Source organism: Pseudarthrobacter sp. YAF2 (assembly GCF_052113345.1).
GTDB lineage: Bacteria > Actinomycetota > Actinomycetes > Actinomycetales > Micrococcaceae > Arthrobacter.
The window spans coordinates 54,054-73,919 of the sequence record NZ_JBFRDA010000008.1 but is presented as its reverse complement, the minus strand read 5'-3'; the positions used below and the strand labels follow the sequence as shown (position 1 = coordinate 73,919).

Sequence of the window (19,866 nt, the reverse complement as noted above, 5' to 3'; positions counted from 1 at the left end):
GCGCCGCCCTCTGGCCCAGCCGCTAGCGGACGGCAACCTCTTCCGCCGTCTGCACCCCGTTGCCCGGCCGCTGTTCGCGTCGCTTGGCGGCCGCCGCGGCGAACGCCATGACCGCCACGCCCGCCAGGGTGATGACCGCCCCCGCCCAGATGGGCGACGTGTAACCGAATCCAGCGGTAATGGTGACCCCGCCCAACCAGGCGCCCAGGGCATTGCCCACGTTGAAGGCACCAATGTTCGCGCCGGAGGCAAGTGTGGGAGCTCCAGGGGCATACTTCATGACGCGCATCTGCAGTCCGGGAACGGTGGCGAAGCCGAAGCCGCCCATCAGGACCAGTGAGATGACGGTGAGCACCGGGTTGGCGGCCGTGACGGCGAAGGCCACCAGGACTACGGACAGGATGACGAGCACCACCAGCAACGTCCGGTCAACGTTGCGGTCGGCAGCTTTTCCGCCCAGCGTGTTGCCGGCGAAAAGGCCCACGCCAAAGACAATGAGCAGCCACGGCACGGTGGAGGCAGCAAAGCCGGACACCTCCGTCAGGGTGTAAGCGATGTAGGTGAAGGCGCCGAACATGCCGCCGAAGCCAAGGATGGTCACCACGATGGACAGCCACACCTGCCCGGAGCGGAAGGCGCGCAGCTCGGAGCGAAGGCTTCCCGCTGTGTCGGCTTCACCGGCCTGCCGGGGCACCAGCGCAAGGATCCCGGCGAGCGCGGCCACCCCGATAACGGTGATGGCCCAGAAGGTGGTCCGCCACCCGGCGGCCTGGCCCAGCAGTGTGCCGAACGGGACCCCCAGGACATTGGCGGCAGTGAGTCCGGTGAACATCAGCGCGATGGCACCGGCCTTCTTGCTGGGTGGGACCATGCCCGCGGCCACCACCGCTCCGATTCCGAAGAAGGCGCCGTGCGAAAGGGCTGCGATGATCCGGCCCAGCATCATGGGCCAGTAGGCGCCCGCGGTGGCGGAGATCAGGTTTCCTGCGATGAACAGGACCAGCAGGGCCGCAAGCACCGGCTTGCGCTCGAACCTCGTCACGGCCGCCGTGAGGCCGAGTGCGCCCACCACGACCGAGAGCGCGTAACCGGAAATGAACCATCCGGCGGAAGCCTCGCTGACGCCGAAATCCGCTGCCACCTCAGGCAGCAGTCCGGCGATGACAAATTCGGTGAGTCCTATTCCGAAGCCGCCGAGGGCGAGGGCTATCAGGCCAACAGGCATGGGAAAGCTCCTTCGAGTTGAAGTGGTTGGTTGTTCCCCGGAAGGGAAGGCGCCTAAGATAGTTGCAGGCGCGGTATTTATTGTTGCACATGCAAATATACCGCGCAAGCAACTATCTATGTTCAATGATCGATGGCCGCCCGTTCGGCGCCATTTTGGTGAAGGAGCAACCATGGGCATCAAGGACGACGCCGTTGAGGTACGCGCCCAGGGATGGCGTACGTTGGCGGCCCTGCATGGCTTGATCGAAGGCGAGCTGGAACGTTCCCTGCAGGCCGAGTCAAAGCTGTCCGTGGTGGAGTACACCGTGCTGGATGCGCTCAGCCGGCAGGACGGGTGGCATATGCGGATGCAGCAACTGGCCCGCGCCACGGCGCTCAGCCCCAGCGCCACCACGCGGCTGGTAAACCGGCTGGAGGACCGCGGCCTCCTGACCCGGATCCTGTGCGACGACGACCGCCGCGGCATCTACACCGAGCTGACCGCCAGCGGCATCAGCCTGCTAACGAAGGCTCGGCCGGTCCACGACGCCACCCTGGAGCGTGCGTTGGACGAGGCCCAAGCGGTCCCGGAGCTGGCGCCGCTGGTGGACGCCCTGCCGCGGTTGCACGCGCCGGCATAAAGCAGCAACCCCAGGAAGGATCTTCATGGGGGTTGCTGCTTTGTGCGCGGGAACGGTCGAGGCCGGTCAGGGGATCGTTGCTGCTGCTTCCGTGGTTTGGCCGCCGGCGACGCTTTTGAAGTAGTGCTCCAGGTCCTCCAGGCTCTTGTCCTCGGTCGCCGGCACAATGCACCGAAGGCCCAACCGAACAGCAGGGGACGGATGGCTCCGCCCCCTCCTCCTGTCCTACTTGTAGAGGTCGGGCTTTGCCGCCAGCTTTACGGCAACCTTTTCGCCGTTCTTCTGGGCTTCAACGCCGGCTTCACAGCACGCGGCGGTGGCGTACCCGTCCCAGGCGGAGGGGCCGCCGATCCCGCCCTTAAGTGCCGCGTCCACCCATGACTGGATTTCGACGTCGTACGCGGCTCCGAAACGCTCCTCGAACCCGGGAGTGACGTTGCCGCCCCAACGGCCGGCGCTGCGCGTGTAGGGGCCGGTGTCCCCGCCGATGCTGACGATGCCGTCCTCGAAGGTGGCCTGGGTAGCCACTTCGTAGCCGAACTTGGCATTGACGTAGATTTCGACGTCGGCCAGGACGCCTGACTCGGTTTCAATCAGGACGTGCTGGGGATCGTGCTGGCCGTTGGGCGCTGTCCTGGTTGCCTTGCCCAGGCGGACCTGGACGCTGGTGATTTCCTCGCCGGTGAAGTAGCGGATGGCATCGAACTCGTGGACCACGGAATCGTTGATGAGCATCTCGTTGGTGAAGCCCTCGGGAGTGGTGGGGTTGCGGTGCTGGTGGTGGAGCATCAGCAGTTCACCTAGTTCCTGGTTCCTGATGATCGAGCCCAGCGCCGCGTATTCGGCGTCGAACCGGCGCATGAAACCCACCTGGATACGCTGGCGGCCCAGCGCGACCTCCGCTTCGACGATCTTCCAGGACGACTCGGCGTCCGGGGTGAGCGGCTTTTCGCAGAGGATCGGGATGTCCTTGGCGAGCGCCTTGAGCAGGATGTCCTGGTGCAGGAAGCCGGGTGTGGCGATCAGGACCGCGTTGACGCCACCGTTGTTGAGGGCTTCCTCAGCGTCCGTGAGGGCAACGGCGCCCGGAATGCCTTCGATGGCGGCCTGGGCGCGGGCAAGGTCGACGTCGACGACGGCGGCAACTTCTGCTCCATGGATGCGCTTGTTCAGGCGCTGGATGTGGTCTGCGCCCATGCGGCCTGCACCGATGACGGCGACGCGGAGGGTTTCAGTCATTGTTCTCTCCTTTGTGGTGTCCAGGGTGGGTTAGCTGATGCTGGTGCGGGAGCCGCAGGACAGCAGATAGTTTCGGGTGCGCTTGGCGATCGGCATGGGCACATCGAAGGCAACGGGGTACATGTCCTGCTCCACGATGCCGAAGATGGGCCGGTTCAGGGCTTCCACTGCCTCGATGACAGCCCGGAGGTCCGGCAGCCCGTTGGGCGGTTCGGTCATGACGCCGGCCAGGTTGGCGGCAGCCCACGTCATGTTCTCTTCATTGACCTTCTTCAGGATCTCCGGATTGACCTGCTTCAGGTGCAGGTAGCCGATCCTGTCCGGGTAGTTCTTGATCAGGTCCAGGCTGGAGGCGCCGCAGTATTCGGCGTGCCCGGTGTCCAGGCACAGGTTGAGGTATTTCGGGTCCGTGGCTGCGAGAAGGGTTTCAATGTCCTCCTGGGCTCCCACGTGGGAGTCTGCGTGGGAGTGGAATTGCTGCTGCAGGCCGAAGTCCTCCAGCAGGGTCTTGCCCAGGCGGTTATGGCCGGCGAACAAGTCGCTCCATGCCTTCTCGCTCAAGGTGCCGCTTTCCACGGCCTCGCCGGTGACGTCGTCGCGCCACATGGCCGGGATGACCACGATGTGCTCGCCGCCCATGGCCGCGGTGAGCTCGGCTACCTTGCGGGCCGGCTCCCACGCGGTCTCCCACTGGTCCAGCCCACGGTGGAAAGCGGTGAAGACGGTGCCTGCGGTGACTTTGAGATCGCGCTGCCTCAGTTCCTCCGCCAGGCGGGCGGGATCGTTGGGCAGGTAGCCGTAGGGGCCCAGTTCGATCCACTTGTAGCCGGATTCGGCCACCTCGTCGAGGAAGCGTTCCCAGGGGGTCTGTTTGGGGTCGTCCGCGAACCACACGCCCCAGGAGTCCGGCGCCGTGCCGATGATCAGTTTGTTCTCAGTCATTGTCTGTTCCTTTGCATCGACTGCTCCGCAGTTGTCGTTTTGGTCGTTCAAAACGACATGTACGGAGCAATCGATGGTGATGGTTTCTAGTTCGACGGGAAGTTGTAGGAGGCGCCGGAGGCGTGGTGGGTTTCGGGCCAGCGGGAGGTGACCACCTTGCCGCGGGTGTAGAAGCTGACGCCTTCGGGGCCGTAGATGTGCTTGTCGCCGAAGAGTGAGGCTTTCCAGCCGCCGAAGGAGTGGTAGGCCACCGGGACCGGGAGGGGCACGTTGATGCCGATCATGCCGACGGTCACGGAGCGCTGGAACGTGCGGGCGGCTGCTCCGGAGGAGGTGAAGATGGCGGTGCCGTTGCCGTAGGGGTTGGCGTTGATGAGCTTGATGCCCTCTTCGAGGGTGTCGACGCGGACCACGACGAGGACGGGTCCGAAGATTTCCTCCTTGTAGGCGGTCATTTCGGTCTTGACGTGGTCCAGGACGGTGGGACCCACCCAGAAGCCGTTTTCGTGGCCGGGGACCACGAGGTCGCGGCCGTCCACCACCATGGCGGCGCCGGCGGTTTCGGCTTCGGTGACGATCCTGACGATGCGTTCCTTGGAGGCGGGGGTGATCACCGGGCCCATTTCGGCGCCGGGGGCGGTGCCGTTGTTGACCTTCACGGCCAGGGCGCGCTCCTCGACCTTTTTGACCAGCAGGTCGGCGGCGTCCCCGACGGCGACGGCGACGGAGATGGCCATGCAGCGTTCCCCGGCGGAGCCGAAGGCAGCGGCGGCGAGGTGGTCGGCGGCGTTGTCGAGGTCGGCGTCGGGCAGGATGATGGCGTGGTTCTTCGCTCCGCCCAGGGCCTGGACGCGTTTGCCGTGCTTGGTGGCGGTTTCGTGGACGTACTGGGCGATCGGGGTGGAGCCGACGAAGGAGATGCCGTCCACGTCCGGGTGGGTCAGGAGGCCGTCAACGGTTTCCTTGTCGCCGTGCAGGACCTGGAAGACGCCGTCGGGCAGGCCGGCTTCCTTCCAGAGCTTGGCCAGCAGCAGGGAGGCGGAAGGGTCGCGTTCGGAGGGCTTGAGGATGAAGGCGTTGCCGGTGGCGATCGCCATCGGGGCCATCCACAGCGGCACCATGACGGGGAAGTTGAACGGGGTGATGCCGGCAACCACGCCGAGGGGCTCACGGAAGGAGAAGACGTCGATGCCGGTGGAGACCTGGTCCGAGTAGTCACCCTTGAGCAGGGTGGGGATCCCGCAGGCGTACTCGACGACTTCGAGGCCGCGGCCGATTTCGCCCTTGGCGTCGGAGAGGACCTTGCCGTGTTCGGCGGTCACCAGGGCCGCGAGGTCGTCAACATGGGCGGCGACGAGTTCGCGGAACTTGAACAGGACAGCGGTGCGCTTGGCCAGGGAGATGTCGCCCCAGGTGTCGGCGGCTTTGCGGGCGGCAGCGACGGCAGTGTCCAGGTCGGTCCGGTTGGCCAGGCGGAGTTCACCGGAGACAGCGCCGGTGGCCGGGTTGTACACGTTCGTGGTGCGGTCGCCCTCGCCGGCGGTTTCGGCGCCGTTGAGGAAGTGGTTGATAACGGTTGTCTGTGTATCGGTGGTCTGGGTGGTGGTGGCAGTCATGGGACTCTTCCTTGAGTAGTGGAACGTGTGGTTAGCCGAGCAGTTTGCGCTGGCGTGACTTGTGGTCGGCGTAGGTCTGGAAGGCCTGCTTGGTGGAGTCCAGTTCGGAGACCTGGGAGACGGGGACGTCCCACCAGGACTCTGAGGACGGTGCGTCCAGGAGCGGATCGGATTCGACGTGGATCAGGATGGGTCCGCTGCCCTCGGGAGCTGCCTTGGCATCGCGGATGGCCTGCTCAAGTTCGGCGATGACCTTCTCCCCCGGTTCGATCCGGATGACCTTCACGCCCAGGGATTCGGCGTTCAGGGCCAGGTCCACGGGCAGGGTCTCGCCGTCGTCGAAGCTGTGCGCCTCTTCGTTCAGTGCCCGGTACCGGGTGCCGAAGCGCTGGGATCCGAGGGATTCGGAGAGGGAGCCGATGGAGGCGTAGCCGTGGTTCTGTATCAGGACCACGATCAGCTTGATGCGTTCGGCCACGGCTGTGACCAGTTCGGTGTGCATCATCAGGTAGGAACCGTCCCCCACCATCACGACGACGTCCCGCGCCTCCGCGCGTGAGCGGCCTGCCGCCGTCGTACTCGCCGCGGCTTCAGCAAGCGCTGCGCGCTTGACGCCGAGGCCGCCGGGGATTTCGTAGCCCATGCAGGAGTAGGCATATTCGACGTGGTAGCCGAACGGGTCCCGGACGCGCCACATCTTGTGCAGGTCACCGGGCAAAGACCCGGCCGCGCAGATCACCACGTCGCGGGCATCCATGGCCCGGTTGGTGGCGCCGATGATCTCATTCTGCGCCGGCAGCGGCGTGTACCGGGTGTCGAAAGCCTCGTCCACGGTAGCGTTCCAGCGCTTTTTCTCGGCCGCGACCTTTTGCTCCAGGTCGGCGCCCACCCGGTAGCCGCCCAGCGCTGCGTTGAGCTTCACCAGCGCCTTGCGGGCGTCCGCGACGATCGGGAGGCTGGTGCCGTGCTTGTACGCGTCGAGCGGGGCGACGTTAATGTTGATGAATTTCACGTCGGGGTTCTGGAACGCGGTCCGGGATGCGGTGGTGAAGTCCTCGTAGCGCGTGCCGATGCCGATGATCAGGTCCGCCTCGGCCGCGATGGCGTTGGCCGCCGTCGTGCCGGTGGAACCGATGGCACCCAGGCTGAACTTGTGGTCCCAGGGCAGGACGCCGACGCCGGCCTGGGTGTTGCCTACCGGGATGCCGGTCAGCTCGGCGAACTTTGCGAGTTCGTCGTTGGCGTAGGCGTAGAGGACGCCGCCGCCTGCAATGACCAGCGGCCGCTTCGCAGCCCGGATGGCAGCCGCGGCGCGGGCGATGTCGTCGTCGTCGGCCTCGGGGCGGCGGATCCGCCACTCCCGTTCGGCCAGGAATTCCTCGGGGACGTCGAAGGCCTCGGCCTGGACGTCCTGCGGCAGCGATATGGTCACCGCCCCGGTCTCGGCCGGGTCGGTCAACACGCGCAGGCCGTGGTGGAACGCGGAGAACAGCTGCTCGGGCCGGTTGACCCGGTCGAAGAACTTGGACAGCGGCCGGAACGCGTCGTTGACGGTGAGGTCGTAGGCATAGGGCTGTTCGAGCTGCTGCAGCACCGGGTCAGCGGCGCGGGTCGCGAAAGTGTCGGACGGCAGCAGCAGGACGGGCAGCCGGTTGGCGGTGGCCAGCGCCGCGCCGGTGAGCAGGTTCGAGGACCCCGGGCCGATCGAGGTGCTGATCGCGAAAGTCTGGCGGCGGCGGGTATGCCGGGCGTAGCCGACGGCCTGGTGGACCTGCGCCTGCTCGTTCCGGCCCTGGTAGTACGGCATGATGGCCGGATCCAGCTGCTGGTACTGCTTCAGCGCCTGGCCCACACCGGCAACGTTGCCGTGCCCGAAAATTCCGAACGTCCCCGGGATGAGCCGCTCCCGGTATTGAACACCGCCCACCATGTCGACGGTGTACTGCTTGGAAAGGTACCCGACGACGGCCTGGGCCACCGTCATCCTGCGCGTTCCTGTTGTGCCCATGGGGACTACTCCGATGCTTCCGTGGTGTGGTGCAGCAGCGAGGCGGCGGTAGCGACGGCGCCGGCGACGTCCCCATCTGCGGGATAGAGAAGGGTGCGCCCAACCGTGAGGCCCTGGACGCCCGGAAGGGCCAGTGCGGCTTCCCAGGTGGCGAAAACCTCATCCTGGGTGCCGTCCGGGTCCCCGCCCAGCAGGACCGTGGGCATGGTGGTGGCCGCCATGACGCGTTCCATCTCCGCCACCACCGGCAGCTTCATCCAGGTGTAGGCGCTGGTGGAACCGAGGCCCTCGGCGATCGCGATGGACTTGATCACGGCGTTGGTGGACAGGTCGTTGCGGACCCGGCCGTTCTCACGGACCGACAGGAAGGGCTCCACCATGGCGATCAGCTTCCGCCCGGCCAGCGAATCGATCGCGTGAGCGGTCGCCTCCAGGGTGGCCACGGTGTCCGGGTCGCCCAGGCAGATGCGGGTCAGCATCTTCCCGCCGTCGGCCCCGAGGGCTTCCAGGGCAGCGGCCGTGTGGCCCGTGAACCGGTCATCGATCTCGTTGACCAGCCCGGCCAGCCCGCCGCGGTTCATCGAACCGAACACGAGTTTCCCGTCCAGGGCGCCGAGCAGCAGCAGGTCGTCCATGATGTCCGGGGAGGCCAGGACGCCGTCGACGGCAGGATTGGCCAAGGCGATCTGCAAACGGTCCAGCAGCTGCCGGCGGTCAGCCATGGCCACCGGATCGCTGCCGACGGCCAGGGCACCACGGGCGGGGTGGTCTGCGGCGACAATGAAGTTCTGCCGTCCGGACTTCAGGCCCGGATGGCGACGGCGGGACTTGGCCGCGCGGGCCACGGCATCCGGGTCTTCCAGCCGGATGGTGCTCAGGTGTTCGTAACGGCGCGGATCATCATCCACGGCGTGGTTCGAGGCAATCGGGGTGAGGGTCACAGTGCTGCTCCTTCGCTGGCAAGCTGCGCATTCGCACCGGAAAAACCAGTGCCGAAAACACCAATGCCGGGAACACCAATGCCGGGAACCGGGCGGCCGCGTTCGGCCAGCAGCGAGGTGACCTCGTCCGGTGTCGGCATCGCATCTGCGCAGGACAGCCGGGAAGCCACAATCGCGCCGGCGGCATTGGCGTAATCCAAAACCTGGGTCAGCGGCCAGCCGGAAAGCAGACCGTGGCAGAAAGCGCCACCAAAGGAGTCCCCGGCACCCAGGCCGTTCAGGGTCTCCACCGGGACAGGAGCGGAGACCACCCGCTCGGTCCGGGTCTTGGCCATCACGCCCTCGGCACCAAGCTTCACGACGGCGATCTCCACACCCGCGGCCAGCAACCGGTCCGCCTGCTCATCCGGGGTGCCCTCGCCCACCGCGACGGCGCATTCCTTGTCATTGCCGATGGCAACGGTGACGTGCGGCAGGATCCTGGCCACCTCGGCGCGGGCCTCTTCTTCCGAAGCCCAGAACATCGGCCGGTAATCCAGGTCCAGAATGGTGAACTGCCCGGGGGCAAGGCCGGTACGGGGGCGGGCCTGGTGGGCGGTGATGTGGGCACTGCGGGACGGTTCCTGGCACAGGCCGGTCACGGTGGACCAGAAGATCCCGGCCTCCCGGACGGCGTCCAGGTCCAGCTCTTCAGCCTTGATCTGCAGGTCCGGTGCCGTCGGAAACCGGCCGTAGAAGTACAGCGGGAACTCATCAGTGGCGGGCTTGATCGCGCAAAAAGTGACCGCGGTAGGCAAATCCTTTACCGGCGTGACGAAGGTGTCATCGACGTTGAACTTGTGCAGTTCGCGGTGGAGGTAGGTGCCGAACGGGTCGTCCCCGGTCCGGGAGATGACGCCGGTCCGGCGGCCGTGGCGGGCGGCAGCAACAGCCACATTGGACGGTGAACCACCCAGGTATTTGCCGAAGGAGTTAACGTCCTCCAGGCCAACCCCGATGTCGTTCGGGTAGATATCAACGCTGATGCGCCCGATCGTAAGAAGCTCGTGGGTCACGGAAATCGTGGACCTTTCTGGTGTGGAACTCCAATCCTTTGCAGGGGCGGGAGCTCCGGAACTGGCGGGCCGTGGCGTGGGCCACAGGCACTACTCTTCCCTAGATCAGATGTCCTGTCAAAAGTTTGTAATGACATACTTACAACATCCTTGATCCACTTCACTGCACTCCCACCCAGGCCGGAAGCTACCGCTTGGTGACCGCCCGGACCAGGGGCGTGATCGCTCTCTTCCTCAATTTGCCCTGACGTACTAACAAAGTCCGAGAGAAGGAAACAACCCTTGCGCAGGGCGCGCCGGAGTGGCTACCATTAATCAACCGATAGATTGATAAACATATAGGTTGATTAGGTGAAGAATGACAGTGATCTCCGATGACATGGCGCTGGACGGGGCCTTCATGGCCCTGGCCGATCCCGTCCGTCGCAGCATCATCGCCCGGCTCAGCAGGGGCCCGGCAACAGTGAACGAATTGGCAGAACCTTTCGAAATCTCCAAGCAGGCGGTTTCAAAACATATCCAGGTGCTCGAGCAGGCGGAACTGGTGACCCGAACCAGGGACGCGCAGCGCCGCCCCGTCCATCTGAACCCGGCGCGGCTTGAGGCACTGACCGCATGGATCGACCAATACCGGCTGGTCCGCGAAGGCCAGTTCCGGAGCCTCGACGCCGTTCTTCGATCAAGCGCCGCACACAGCGGCGACCCATCCAATGGCAGCCAATCCACCAAGGAGTCATGATGAGCAATTCCCTGAAACTCAGCGTTCCCGAGGGCGTCCCCTTCATCGATTACGAGCGCGAGTTCGATTTCCCGGTCGCGGACGTGTTCCGCGCGCATAAAGAACCAGACCTCATTGTCCAGTGGCTTGGCCCGCGGGGCATGAAGATGAACATTGACCACTACGATTTCCGCACCGGGGGCAGCTACAGCTACCTGCATACCGGACGGGACGGCGTTGCCTACGAGTTCAAAGGCATCTTCCACACTGTCCGGGACAACGAATTCGCCATCCAGACCTTTGAGTTCGGCGGATATCCGGATGTCGTGAGCCTTGAGTTCATGACATTTGAGGACCTCGGCAACGGACGGACCCGCCTGCGGGGACACTCTGTCTACCCCAGCCAGGAAGCGCGCGATGGTATGGCCCAGTCCGGTATGGAGGGCGGCATGTCCGAAGGCTATGAGCGGCTGGAAGAACTGCTGGCCGGGGCGCCGGCTCCTGCCTGACGCAAAAGCATCGCTTCGTCCAGGACGCGGCCCAGGTTCGCGGCGTCGTGGGCGAACCGACCCAGGAAGAGCCCGTCCGCGGCTGCCAGTTGCGGCAGCAGTCCGGGACCTGCGCTGCCGCCGTAAATAAGGGGGCAGCGCGGGCCCAGCGCGGCCCGAATCAGTGTGAGGACGGCGTTCACATGCGTGGCTGGGGCGGGCTGGTCAGCGCCGATAGCCCACACAGGTTCATAGGCAAGGACCAGTCGGGGCAGCAGCGCCGGGTCGCCGCCCGTGGCGGCCAGGACCTGACCCACGCAGAAGTCGGCGGCAGCCGCGGCGTCGAGCCTGTCCGGCTCACCGATGCACAGCAACGGCGTGAGGGAATGGCCGACGGCGGCGCGCACCTTGCGGGCCACCACGGCGTCGTCTTCGGCGAACAACCGGCGGCGTTCCGCGTGGCCGATTTCAACGAACGTGACGCCGAGCTCGGCCAGCATGCCCGGGCTGACCTCCCCGGTCAGCGGCCCGTCTCCCCAGGCGCAGTTCTGCGCCCCGAGCAGCACGGGCGAGCCGGCCAGGATCCGCGCGGCCGGCTCGAGTACCGGGAAGGAAGGGATGACGAAGACCCGGACCGGGGAATCCTGTGCGGCCAGTCCGGGCCTGTCATCGACGATGGAGCGCACCTCCGACAGCCAGCGCAGGCTTGCCTGGTAGCCCAGGTACATTTTGGTGCTGACGCCGATGTAGAGGGCGCCGTTGCCTGTGCTGCTGCCGGAGGTGCTCATGGTTTTCCTTGGGTTGGTGCCGGCGGGTTGCGTTGCCAAGCGCTCAGTCGAGCAGCTCGTCGGCCTTGTTCTTGAACCGCTTGGTGGCATACATCATTGCTGCGGCCACGAACGGCAGGACGCCCAGGGCGTACACGCCCATGGATCCGGTGGGCGACTGCGTTGCCTCGTTGACCGCGGTCCGCAGGATCGGTGCCACGAACCCGCCCAGGTTGCCCAGGGAATTGATCAGGCCGATGCCGGCCGCGGCCGCGGACCCGGCGAGGAAGGCGGTGGGATAGGCCCAGACCACGGGGCCCACGGCCAGGAAGCTGCAGACTGCCAGGGTTATGAAGATCATGCCCAGGACCGGCTGGTGGTTGGTCCCCGCCCACGCGGAGCCGAAGATGCACAGGCCGGTGGAGATGAACAAAATGGTGCCGAACTTACGCCGCTTGGCCACCGTGTCGGCGGCCTTGCCGATGAAGTAGCAGGAGAAGATGCCGAAGAACCACGGAACGGCGATCAGCAGGCCGACGGCAAGGCCCACCTTCTGCCCGGTCAGGGACGACACCTGCTGCGGTAGGAAGAACGTCACGCCGTAGACGGCGATCTGCAGGCAGAAGTAGATGGCAGTGAAGTACCAGACCCTGCCGTTGCGCATCGCGGCGAGGATGCCCCGGGGGCCGGTCTCGTCCTTGATGGTGTCCTCGAGGGCCATGACTTCCTTCAGCGCGTACTTTTCCTCGCTGTTGAGGAACTTGGCCTTTTCCGGGCCATTGATCAGGAAGAAGAAGGCGGCGATGCCGGCCAGGACTGCGAGCAGGCCCTCGACGAAGAACATGACCTGCCAGCCGCGCAGGCCGGGCACCTGGTCGCCGATGTTGATCAGCCAGCCGGAGAGCGGGTTGCCGATCATTTGGGAGAACGGCTGGGCCAGGTAGAAGATGGCAAACATCTGGACGCGCACCTTGTTGGGGAACCATTCGGCCAGGTACATGATCACGCCCGGGAACAGCCCGGCCTCGGTCACGCCGAGGAGGAACCGCAGGATCACGAATGAGGTTTCGCCCTGGACGAAGGCGAAGCACGCCGAAACGATGCCCCAGGTGATGGCGATGCGCGCCAGCCAGATCTTGGCGCCAACCTTCTTGAGCAGCAGGTTGCTGGGGATCTCGAAGATCGCGTAGCCAATGAAGAAGATGCCCGCGCCCAGGGCGAAGGCCGCGGCGGACACCCCCTTGTCCGCTCCCAGGGCCGCCTCGGCAAAGCCGACGTTGGTGCGGTCCAGGAACGAAACGACGTACAGGATGACCAGCATCGGCATGAGCCGGCGGGCCGCCTTGAAGATCGCGGACTTCAGGACCGGACGGGCCAGGAGTTCCTTGGATGTTGCGGTGGTTTCAGACACAGCACTCTCCTTCGAGTGGGTGACGATTGTGGGCCTGCGGGCCGGCGGCCCGCAGGGCTTGTGGTGGCACCCCGCGTTGTGATGGCGGGAAGGGCGCCGTCAGTGCATGTACAGGCCGCCGTCCACGTTCAGCGTCTGGCCGGAGATGTACCCGGCGTCCTCGCCAATCAGGAAAGAGATGGCTGCCGCGACATCGCGGGTGGTGCCCACCCGGTTCACCACCAGGTCCTTGACGAGTTCATCCTTGCGTTCCTCGGTGAGGGTGCCGCCCATGATGTCGGTATCGATCGGGCCCGGTGAGATGGCGTTGACGGTGATGTCGTACTCCCCCAGTTCCCGGGCGGTGGCGCGGGTCAAGCCGATGACGCCGGCCTTGGCCACGGAGTAAGGGGTCTTGCTGAAGGTTCCACCGCCGCGCTGGGCGGAGACGGAAGAAATGTTGACGATCCGCCCCAGCCGGTTCCTGGCCATCGATTCGGCCGCCCGGCGGGTAGCGTAATGCACGCCGTTCATGTTGATGTTGAGCACGCGGTCCCATTCGGCGCCGTCGAGTTCGAGATAGGGAACCGGGGAGCTGACCCCGGCGATGTTCGCCAAGGCCACCAGCTGGGGAAGTTCGGCCTCGATTTCGTCGATGGCCGCGCGTACCGAGGCCTCGTCGCCAATATTGGCGCCGGCACCGTGGGCCTTGACGCCATGCTTTTCTGCGAGGTCCCGGGCCAGGTTCTTGCTGGCGGCATCGTCAAGGTCGATCACACCGATGTTCCAGCCGCGTTCGGCCAGGTATTCCGCGGTGGCCCGGCCGATGCCGCGTTCGGACACGGCGCCGGTAACGATCACCGTGCGTTCCGGGGGAAATGAAGTCATGGTTGTTTCCTTCTTGTGGAGTGTCTGGACGGCCTAGGACAGGGGTGCCGGGCCCAGCTCTTCAATGAGCTTCTGCATGGCGACGTAGGCCTTGTTCCGGTAGGCAACAAGGGCTGCAGTCCGGTCCGCGGGGACGTCCAGGAATCCGGAACCGGTCTTGGTGCCCAGTTGGCCGGCGTCCACCTTTTCCTGCAGGATCTGCGGGGTGGCGAACCGCTCCGGGAAGCCCGTCTGCAGGGACTTGTAGCAGAAGGCGTAAACGTCCAGGCCGGCCATGTCGGCGATCGCGAACGGCCCGAAGAACGGCAGCCGGAAGCCGAAGGTGGTGCGCACCAGCGTGTCCACATCCTCCGCGGTGGCGATGCCTTCCTCCACCACCTGGGCGGCCTCGTGGAAGAGGGCGTACTGGAGCCGGTTCAGCACGAAGCCGGTCACGTCCTTGACGGTGGCCGTTTCCTTGCCGGTCTCCCCGACGATGGTGCGGGCAGCCTGGACGGTGGCCGCGGAGGTGCCTTCGTGCGGGATGACTTCCACGCCGGGGATGAACGGGGCCGGGTTGGAGAAGTGGACGCCCAGGAAGCGTTCCGGGTTGTCCACCACCTCGGCGAGCTTTGCGATGGAGATGGTGGAGGTGTTGGACCCGATGATGGCATCGGGCCGGGCGGCGGCGCTGATCCTGGCCAGGGTGGCGTGCTTGATCTCCAGGACCTCCGGCACTGCCTCCTCGATGTACTCGGCGCCGGCCACGGCTTCTTCGATGTCCTTGGCCGGCCACAGGTTTTCCTTGAGCAGGTCAGTGGCGTTGGCCGGGAACAGGCCGGCCGCGACGAACTCGTCAGACTCCTTCAGCAGGCGCTCGTAGTTGTTTTGGGCGATTTCGGCGGAGACGTCGGCCAGTGCGACGCGGGCCCCGGCGAGCGCCAGGACCTGGGCGATTCCGCCGCCCATGTAGCCTGAGCCGACGACGGCGATGTTGCGAGTGGTCATTTGTCCTCAAGTCCTTCCGACGCGTCCTCGTAGGAGGAAATGGCGTCTACTTTGGCCGCGGATGCGGAGGTTTCATCGAAGCGGTGGTCCAGCCACTCGCCCACGAGTTTCTTGGCCAGTTCCAGGCCGATGACACGCTGGCCCAAGGTCAGCACCTGGGCGTTGTTGGACAGAACGGAACGCTCCACGGAGTAGCTGTCGTGTGCCGTGACGGCCCTGATGCCTGGAACCTTGTTGGCTGAAATGGCGACGCCGAGGCCGGTTCCGCAGATCAGCAGGGCGCGGTCCGCTTCCCCGGCGGCCACCTTGCGCGCTGCGGCGACGGCCAGGTGTGGATAGGCGGTGGTGTCGTCAGCGCCCACGCCGACGTCCTCCACCGACGCGACCCGGGGGTCTGCCTCCAGCATCTCGCGCAGGGCGTTCTTGTATTCGACGCCTGCTTCGTCATTGCCGACGACGATGCGCCAGCCTGGCTGGGTGTGCTCGGTCATGCGGTTCTCCTTAATGGCTTTCGATGGTTTCGGCGTAATCGGCCACCCTGCGGGCGATAAGGCCGAATGAGACGGCGCCGGGATCAGGGTGCCCCAGGCTCTTTTCGGCCAACGGCCGGGCACGGCCTTTCTTCGGGCTGAGTTCTGCGGTCGCGTCGGCGGCTTTGGCGGCCGCCTCCGCTGCCGCGTGGAGGCTGCCGGCCACGCTGCCGCCGTCGTCAATTGCCTTGGTGAAGGCGTCAGCGAATGGAAGGAGCGCGTCCACCATGGTCTTGTCTCCCGCTTCGGCCTTGCCCAGGGTGATGATGGCGTCAACAAGTGCATTGACCGCTGCGGCCGCGTCTGCCGCCGTATATGTTTCCTTGCTGCCGAGGGTCCTGCCCACAGCGGAAACGGCCGCACCCCACAAGGCCCCGGAGGTGCCGCCGGCACGCTCGGCCCACTGCTCCCCCGCCGCCGCAAGGACTTCCTCCAGGCCGGCGCCGCCGGCGTGCGACTTCTCCGCAGCGGCGACGGCAGCATCCACGCCGCGCCGCATGCCGATGCCGTGGTCGCCGTCCCCGGCGATGGCGTCCAGCTTTCCCAGGGCGTCTTCATGTTCGACGACGACGGCGCGCGCCTCCTTCAGCGCGTCCACTGCCGTGGCGGCCAGGGCGGTGGACGCCGGGGTGGAGGCCAGCGCCGGCGTCGTGACCGCCTGGGCCAGTGCCTCAACGGACCGTGCCTTGCGCGGCGCCAGGTTGCCCTTGCGGAAAGCGGGGGTGTCGGCCGGGGCGGCCCAGAACTTCTCCAGTTCCTCATCCAGCCAGAACAGCGTCAGGGACAGGCCTGACATGTCCAGGCTGGTGACCAGTTCACCGCATTCGGGCTCAATTATCTCAAGTCCGGCGGCGGTGAGCAGGGCCTCGACCTTGCCGAACAGCAGGAACAGTTCGTCATACTTGACCGTGCCCAGGCCGTTGAGGATGGGCACGACACGGGTGCCTGCTGTTTCCGGTTTGTCCTGGAGCAGGCCGTCCACCAGCAGCTTGGCCAGTTCGCTGGCGGTTGGCAGCGGCTGCTCGGAGATGCCCGGTTCGCCGTGAATGCCCAGTCCCACGGACATCATGCCTTCCGGCACGGTGAAGAGGGGCTCGGCTGCGCCGGGGAGGGTGCAGCCGGCGAAGGCCACGCCGAGCGAGCGGGTGTGGTGGTTGGCCTTGATGGCAAGCCGTTCCACCCCGTCCAGGTCCAGCCCGGCCTCTGCGGCCGCGCCGGCAACCTTGAAGACGGTGAGGTCGCCGGCGATGCCGCGGCGTTTGCCGATCTCCGCAAGGGGCGCGCTGGCGACGTCGTCGGTCACCAGCACGGTGCGGGTTTCGATGCCTTCAGCGTTCAGCTTCTCCTGTGCCTGGCCAAAGTGGAGGACGTCGCCTGCGTAGTTGCCGTAGCTGAGGAGGACGCCGCCGCCGGTGTGGGATGCCTTGGCTACCCGGTACACCTGCCCGCCGGAGGGGGAAGCAAACATGTTGCCGCAGGCGCTTCCGGTGGCAAGCCCGGCGCCCACCAGCCCGGCGAAGGCCGGGTAGTGGCCGGAACCGCCGCCAATGACCACCGCCACCTGGCCCTCGGGTGATTCGGTGGAACGGACAACGCCGCCGTCAACACGCGCCACATACTGGCGGTTGGCCGCAACGAAGCCGTCGAGGGCGTCGTCGGCGAACTGCGCTGGGTCGTCAAATATCTTTGTCATGATTCCTCGTTGAACCGGTTGAGTCGGTTGGGATGCCTGCCGCTGCCTATCGTGCCGGGACCGCTGCCGGGGTTTGCCGCCCCTGGGCCACCAAACTGGTGCCCAGTGCATAGCCGTCGCGCTTGGGCAAGACCTGGCGGCGCAGGTAGTCCTGGTTGGCGGCGGTGACGCTCAGGCCGTCGCCGCCGTAGTGCTCGGTGCAGATGATGCCCTGGAAGCCCACGGAGATGGCGAACTGGAAAGCTTCGCGGTAGCTGATGAGTCCGGATTCCATGGGTGCCGGCATGGCGACGTAGTGGTCCCGGGCCTGGTCCTCATCACGGATGTAGTTCTTGACGTGCCAGTAGTTGGAGTACGGCAGGGTCTTGTGCACCAGTTCGCGCCAGTCCTCGATGGGGCGGTGCAGGCGGATCAGGTTGCCCAGGTCAGGATTCAGGCCGACGTTGGGCAGGTCGATGTCCTGGACCAGCTGGACGGAGGAGTCTGCGGTGCCAAGGTAGGTGTCCTCGTACATTTCCAGCGAGACCAGGAGTCCCAGTTCCGCGGCATGCTTGCCCACTTCGCGGATTCGGGTGACGGCGTTGTTCCAGGTTTCCTTGTCCGCTGCTGGGTCCTTGTGGCCCTCGACGGTCCAGAACCAGAGCTGTTTCTGCTGCTCCGGGGTGATGGCCTGGTGCAGGCCGATCGATACAACCTCGCAGCCGAGGTGCGCAGCGGCTTCGAGGGTGCGGTGGGTGTAGGCCAGGTTTTCTTCCCACTTCCCCTCCTCGATCACGCTGCGGCGGATGGCGGAGATGGAGGGAAGTCCCAGGCCTGCGGCGGTGGCCGCGGCCTTCAGCTCGTCCAGCCTGGCGCTTGAGAGGTCACCGGGACGCACCCAGCTGTCGGTGAGGTCGGCATTGGTGAAACCGGCGTCCGCCACTTCCTCGAAGACCTGCTGCCAGTCGCCGGCGGGGGCGTCCTGGACAGCGGTGCCGTCCGGCCGGGTTCCGGGGAACTGCAGCAGGGCGGCGGCGATGGGCCAGTTTTCGGCGGTGTACGGCATTGTCACTCCAGATCTAGAATCGCATTTCCTATAGGATCTACGCTTGACGGTGTCTCTGTCAAGGGATGTGTTGGGCGGCTTCGCGGGGAGGCCCAGGGAGGGTGCGGCGCGTGCGGGCCGCAGGCGGTACTGCTAGCTGCGGACTTCGCTGTCGTGCTGCGAGCGCTGCTTGACGCCTTCGATGTGGTCGATCATCCTCTGCCGGGCAAGCTCGGCGTCGCCGGCTTCAAAGGCCTTGAGGATCTCGGTGTGCTCGGCGATGGCATAGTCGGCATCCGTCACGCCCAGTCCGCCGAAGAACCGGAAGCGCTGCACCTGGCCCCCCAGCGCATTGTAGGCGGACAGCAGGAACTGGTTTTCCGCCGACTCGGCGATAAGCCGGTGGAAGCGTTCGTCGGCTTCCCAGTAGGCGCGGAATTCCGCGAAGGATGGACCGCGCGGCGCTGCCTTCAGGTCCTCGATGGCCTGCTCCAGCTGCGCGGTGAGTTGGGGATCCGCGTGCTTGCAGGCCATGAAGGCGTTCGCCGGTTCGATGACCAGGCGGGCGTCCATCAGGTCTGCCAGCTCGTCCGGGGTGAAGAGCGGGGCTACGCGGTAGCCCCGCAGCGCCATCCTCCTGACCATTCCGGTGGCTTCCAGCCGGGCGAGCGCTTCACGCACCGGGGTGGGGGAAACGTCCAGTTCCCGGGCCATACCGTCAATGCTGACCGGGGTGCCGGCTTCCAACCGGCCGTCCATCAGGGCAACAAGAAGCGCCTCGTAAACGTGGTCGGCGAGGACCTGCCTGCTCACGCCGCCGGAGGCCTGTTTCTTGGTTGCCATGTAGAAATCCTATAGCCCGAAAATGCGCGGGAGCGCGGCGGATGAGGTGTCCCCGTGCACGCCTGCTGGTGCCGTGCGGCCGGTAGGCCTCCGGCACCAGCAGGAACCGGCGGTCAGGAAACCTGCAGTCCGCCGTTGATGTCGTAGGTGGCGGCGGTGATATAACCGGCGTCCTCGCCCAGCAGGAACGCGATCAGCGCGGCCACTTCTTCGCGGGTTCCCACCCGGCCCATCATGATCCCTTCGGACATTTGGGCTTTCCGCTCGTCGCTCAGCGTTCCGCCCATGATGTCGGTGTCGATCGGGCCCGGAGCGATCGCGTTCACGGTGATGTTGTGTTCACCCATTTCGCGGGCCAGCGCGCGGGTGAAGCCGAGGATTCCGGCCTTGGAGGCACTGTAGGCCACCTTGGAGTAGGTGCCGCCGCCGCGTTGGGCGGAGATGGAGGAGATGCTGACGATCCTCCCGAGCTCACGCTGGATCATGCCCTTGAGGACGCGCTGGGAAACGAGGAAGGTGCCGCGCATGTTGATGGCGAAGACCTTGTCCCATTCCGCCACGGTGGTTTCCATGAAGGGGGTGGGTGAACTGATCCCCGCAAGGTTCACCAGTCCGACGATGGGCGGAAGCGCCTGCTCGATCTCCGTGATGGCCCGGTCCACCGACGCCTCGTCCGAGACGTCCGCACCCACGCCAATTGCCTTAACCGCCCGGTTGGCGCCGATTTCAGCGGCGGCAGCCTTGGCGTCTTCCGCATTGATGTCGAGGATGGCGATGGACCAGCCTTCGCTGGCCAGGCGGTCCGCGGTGGCGCGGCCGATGCCGCGGGCTGATGCCGCCCCGGTCAGGACCGCGGTGCGCTCTGCGGGGAAGGTGTGCTGTGTAGTCAT

19 protein-coding genes are annotated in these 19,866 nt (G+C 65.9%); 3 read left to right on the top strand and 16 right to left on the bottom strand.

The features are described from left to right. Positions 1 to 22 precede the first annotated feature (22 nt). A complete protein-coding gene (locus AB4Y79_RS10000; RefSeq protein ID WP_441860929.1) occupies positions 23 to 1,225 on the bottom strand; it encodes an MFS transporter in 1,203 nt (400 codons plus the stop codon). 172 nt (positions 1,226 to 1,397) lie between these two features. Here AB4Y79_RS10000 and AB4Y79_RS09995 point away from each other — a divergent pair, with 172 nt between their 5' ends. Further along, complete coding sequence (locus AB4Y79_RS09995; RefSeq protein ID WP_441860926.1) at positions 1,398 to 1,847, top strand: MarR family winged helix-turn-helix transcriptional regulator; 450 nt, start codon at positions 1,398 to 1,400, stop codon at positions 1,845 to 1,847. A 225-nt stretch (positions 1,848 to 2,072) separates the two neighbouring features. Here AB4Y79_RS09995 and AB4Y79_RS09990 read toward each other — a convergent pair whose 3' ends face one another. From AB4Y79_RS09990 to iolC, 6 genes are all read right to left on the bottom strand, one after another. Next, on the bottom strand, positions 2,073 to 3,086 hold the full coding sequence (locus tag AB4Y79_RS09990; RefSeq protein ID WP_441860923.1) for a Gfo/Idh/MocA family protein: 1,014 nt from the start codon (positions 3,084 to 3,086) through the stop codon (positions 2,073 to 2,075). A gap of 30 nt (positions 3,087 to 3,116) precedes the next feature. Next, on the bottom strand, positions 3,117 to 4,028 hold the full coding sequence (locus AB4Y79_RS09985) for a sugar phosphate isomerase/epimerase family protein (RefSeq protein WP_441860920.1): 912 nt from the start codon (positions 4,026 to 4,028) through the stop codon (positions 3,117 to 3,119). Between the two features lie 86 nt (positions 4,029 to 4,114). Next, positions 4,115 to 5,644, bottom strand: a complete 1,530-nt coding sequence (locus tag AB4Y79_RS09980) for a CoA-acylating methylmalonate-semialdehyde dehydrogenase (RefSeq protein WP_441860917.1) — start codon at positions 5,642 to 5,644, stop codon at positions 4,115 to 4,117. Positions 5,645 to 5,675: 31 nt separating this feature from the next. Then, complete coding sequence (iolD, locus tag AB4Y79_RS09975) at positions 5,676 to 7,628, bottom strand: 3D-(3,5/4)-trihydroxycyclohexane-1,2-dione acylhydrolase (decyclizing) (RefSeq protein ID WP_441861183.1); 1,953 nt, start codon at positions 7,626 to 7,628, stop codon at positions 5,676 to 5,678. A gap of 29 nt (positions 7,629 to 7,657) precedes the next feature. Further along, positions 7,658 to 8,593, bottom strand: a complete 936-nt coding sequence (locus tag AB4Y79_RS09970) for a Cgl0159 family (beta/alpha)8-fold protein (protein WP_441860915.1) — start codon at positions 8,591 to 8,593, stop codon at positions 7,658 to 7,660. Beyond that, a complete protein-coding gene (gene iolC / locus AB4Y79_RS09965) occupies positions 8,590 to 9,648 on the bottom strand; it encodes a 5-dehydro-2-deoxygluconokinase (RefSeq protein ID WP_441860912.1) in 1,059 nt (352 codons plus the stop codon). The genes AB4Y79_RS09970 and iolC overlap by 4 nt, the downstream gene beginning before the upstream one ends. 358 nt (positions 9,649 to 10,006) lie before the next feature. Between iolC and AB4Y79_RS09960 the strand changes: the two genes are divergently transcribed. Together AB4Y79_RS09960 and AB4Y79_RS09955 are read left to right on the top strand one after the other, a co-directional pair. After that, positions 10,007 to 10,387: an ArsR/SmtB family transcription factor gene (locus AB4Y79_RS09960; RefSeq protein ID WP_441860909.1), complete on the top strand. Its 381-nt coding sequence runs from the start codon at positions 10,007 to 10,009 to the stop codon at positions 10,385 to 10,387. Next, positions 10,387 to 10,875: an SRPBCC family protein gene (locus AB4Y79_RS09955; RefSeq protein ID WP_441860906.1), complete on the top strand. Its 489-nt coding sequence runs from the start codon at positions 10,387 to 10,389 to the stop codon at positions 10,873 to 10,875. The genes AB4Y79_RS09960 and AB4Y79_RS09955 overlap by 1 nt, the downstream gene beginning before the upstream one ends. Here AB4Y79_RS09955 and AB4Y79_RS09950 read toward each other — a convergent pair. The 9 genes from AB4Y79_RS09950 to AB4Y79_RS09910 form a co-directional block, all read right to left on the bottom strand. Further along, positions 10,827 to 11,642 carry a triose-phosphate isomerase family protein gene (locus tag AB4Y79_RS09950; protein ID WP_441860903.1) on the bottom strand — a complete coding sequence of 272 codons (816 nt, stop codon included), beginning with the start codon at positions 11,640 to 11,642 and terminating at the stop codon, positions 10,827 to 10,829. The two genes, AB4Y79_RS09955 and AB4Y79_RS09950, sit on opposite strands and share 49 nt — an antisense overlap. A 43-nt stretch (positions 11,643 to 11,685) precedes the next feature. Beyond that, positions 11,686 to 13,032 carry an MFS transporter gene (locus AB4Y79_RS09945; protein ID WP_441860901.1) on the bottom strand — a complete coding sequence of 449 codons (1,347 nt, stop codon included), beginning with the start codon at positions 13,030 to 13,032 and terminating at the stop codon, positions 11,686 to 11,688. Positions 13,033 to 13,131: 99 nt separating this feature from the next. Beyond that, on the bottom strand, positions 13,132 to 13,899 hold the full coding sequence (locus AB4Y79_RS09940; RefSeq protein ID WP_441860898.1) for an SDR family NAD(P)-dependent oxidoreductase: 768 nt from the start codon (positions 13,897 to 13,899) through the stop codon (positions 13,132 to 13,134). A 33-nt stretch (positions 13,900 to 13,932) separates the two neighbouring features. Further along, on the bottom strand, positions 13,933 to 14,886 hold the full coding sequence (locus AB4Y79_RS09935; RefSeq protein ID WP_441860895.1) for a 3-hydroxyacyl-CoA dehydrogenase family protein: 954 nt from the start codon (positions 14,884 to 14,886) through the stop codon (positions 13,933 to 13,935). Next, positions 14,883 to 15,377 (bottom strand): ribose-5-phosphate isomerase, encoded by a 495-nt coding sequence (locus tag AB4Y79_RS09930; protein WP_441860892.1) that lies wholly within the window; start codon positions 15,375 to 15,377, stop codon positions 14,883 to 14,885. The genes AB4Y79_RS09935 and AB4Y79_RS09930 overlap by 4 nt, the downstream gene beginning before the upstream one ends. A 10-nt stretch (positions 15,378 to 15,387) precedes the next feature. Continuing rightward, complete coding sequence (gene dhaL, locus AB4Y79_RS09925) at positions 15,388 to 17,109, bottom strand: dihydroxyacetone kinase subunit DhaL (RefSeq protein WP_441860889.1); 1,722 nt, start codon at positions 17,107 to 17,109, stop codon at positions 15,388 to 15,390. 46 nt (positions 17,110 to 17,155) lie between these two features. Further along, the gene (locus tag AB4Y79_RS09920; protein WP_441860886.1) at positions 17,156 to 18,154 is read right to left on the bottom strand and encodes a sugar phosphate isomerase/epimerase family protein; all 999 of its coding nucleotides are present in this window, start codon (positions 18,152 to 18,154) and stop codon (positions 17,156 to 17,158) included. A gap of 132 nt (positions 18,155 to 18,286) precedes the next feature. Then, positions 18,287 to 18,976 (bottom strand): GntR family transcriptional regulator, encoded by a 690-nt coding sequence (locus tag AB4Y79_RS09915; RefSeq protein ID WP_441860884.1) that lies wholly within the window; start codon positions 18,974 to 18,976, stop codon positions 18,287 to 18,289. Positions 18,977 to 19,089: 113 nt separating this feature from the next. Further along, positions 19,090 to 19,866, bottom strand: coding sequence for an SDR family NAD(P)-dependent oxidoreductase (locus AB4Y79_RS09910; protein WP_441860882.1), 777 nt, complete (start codon positions 19,864 to 19,866; stop codon positions 19,090 to 19,092).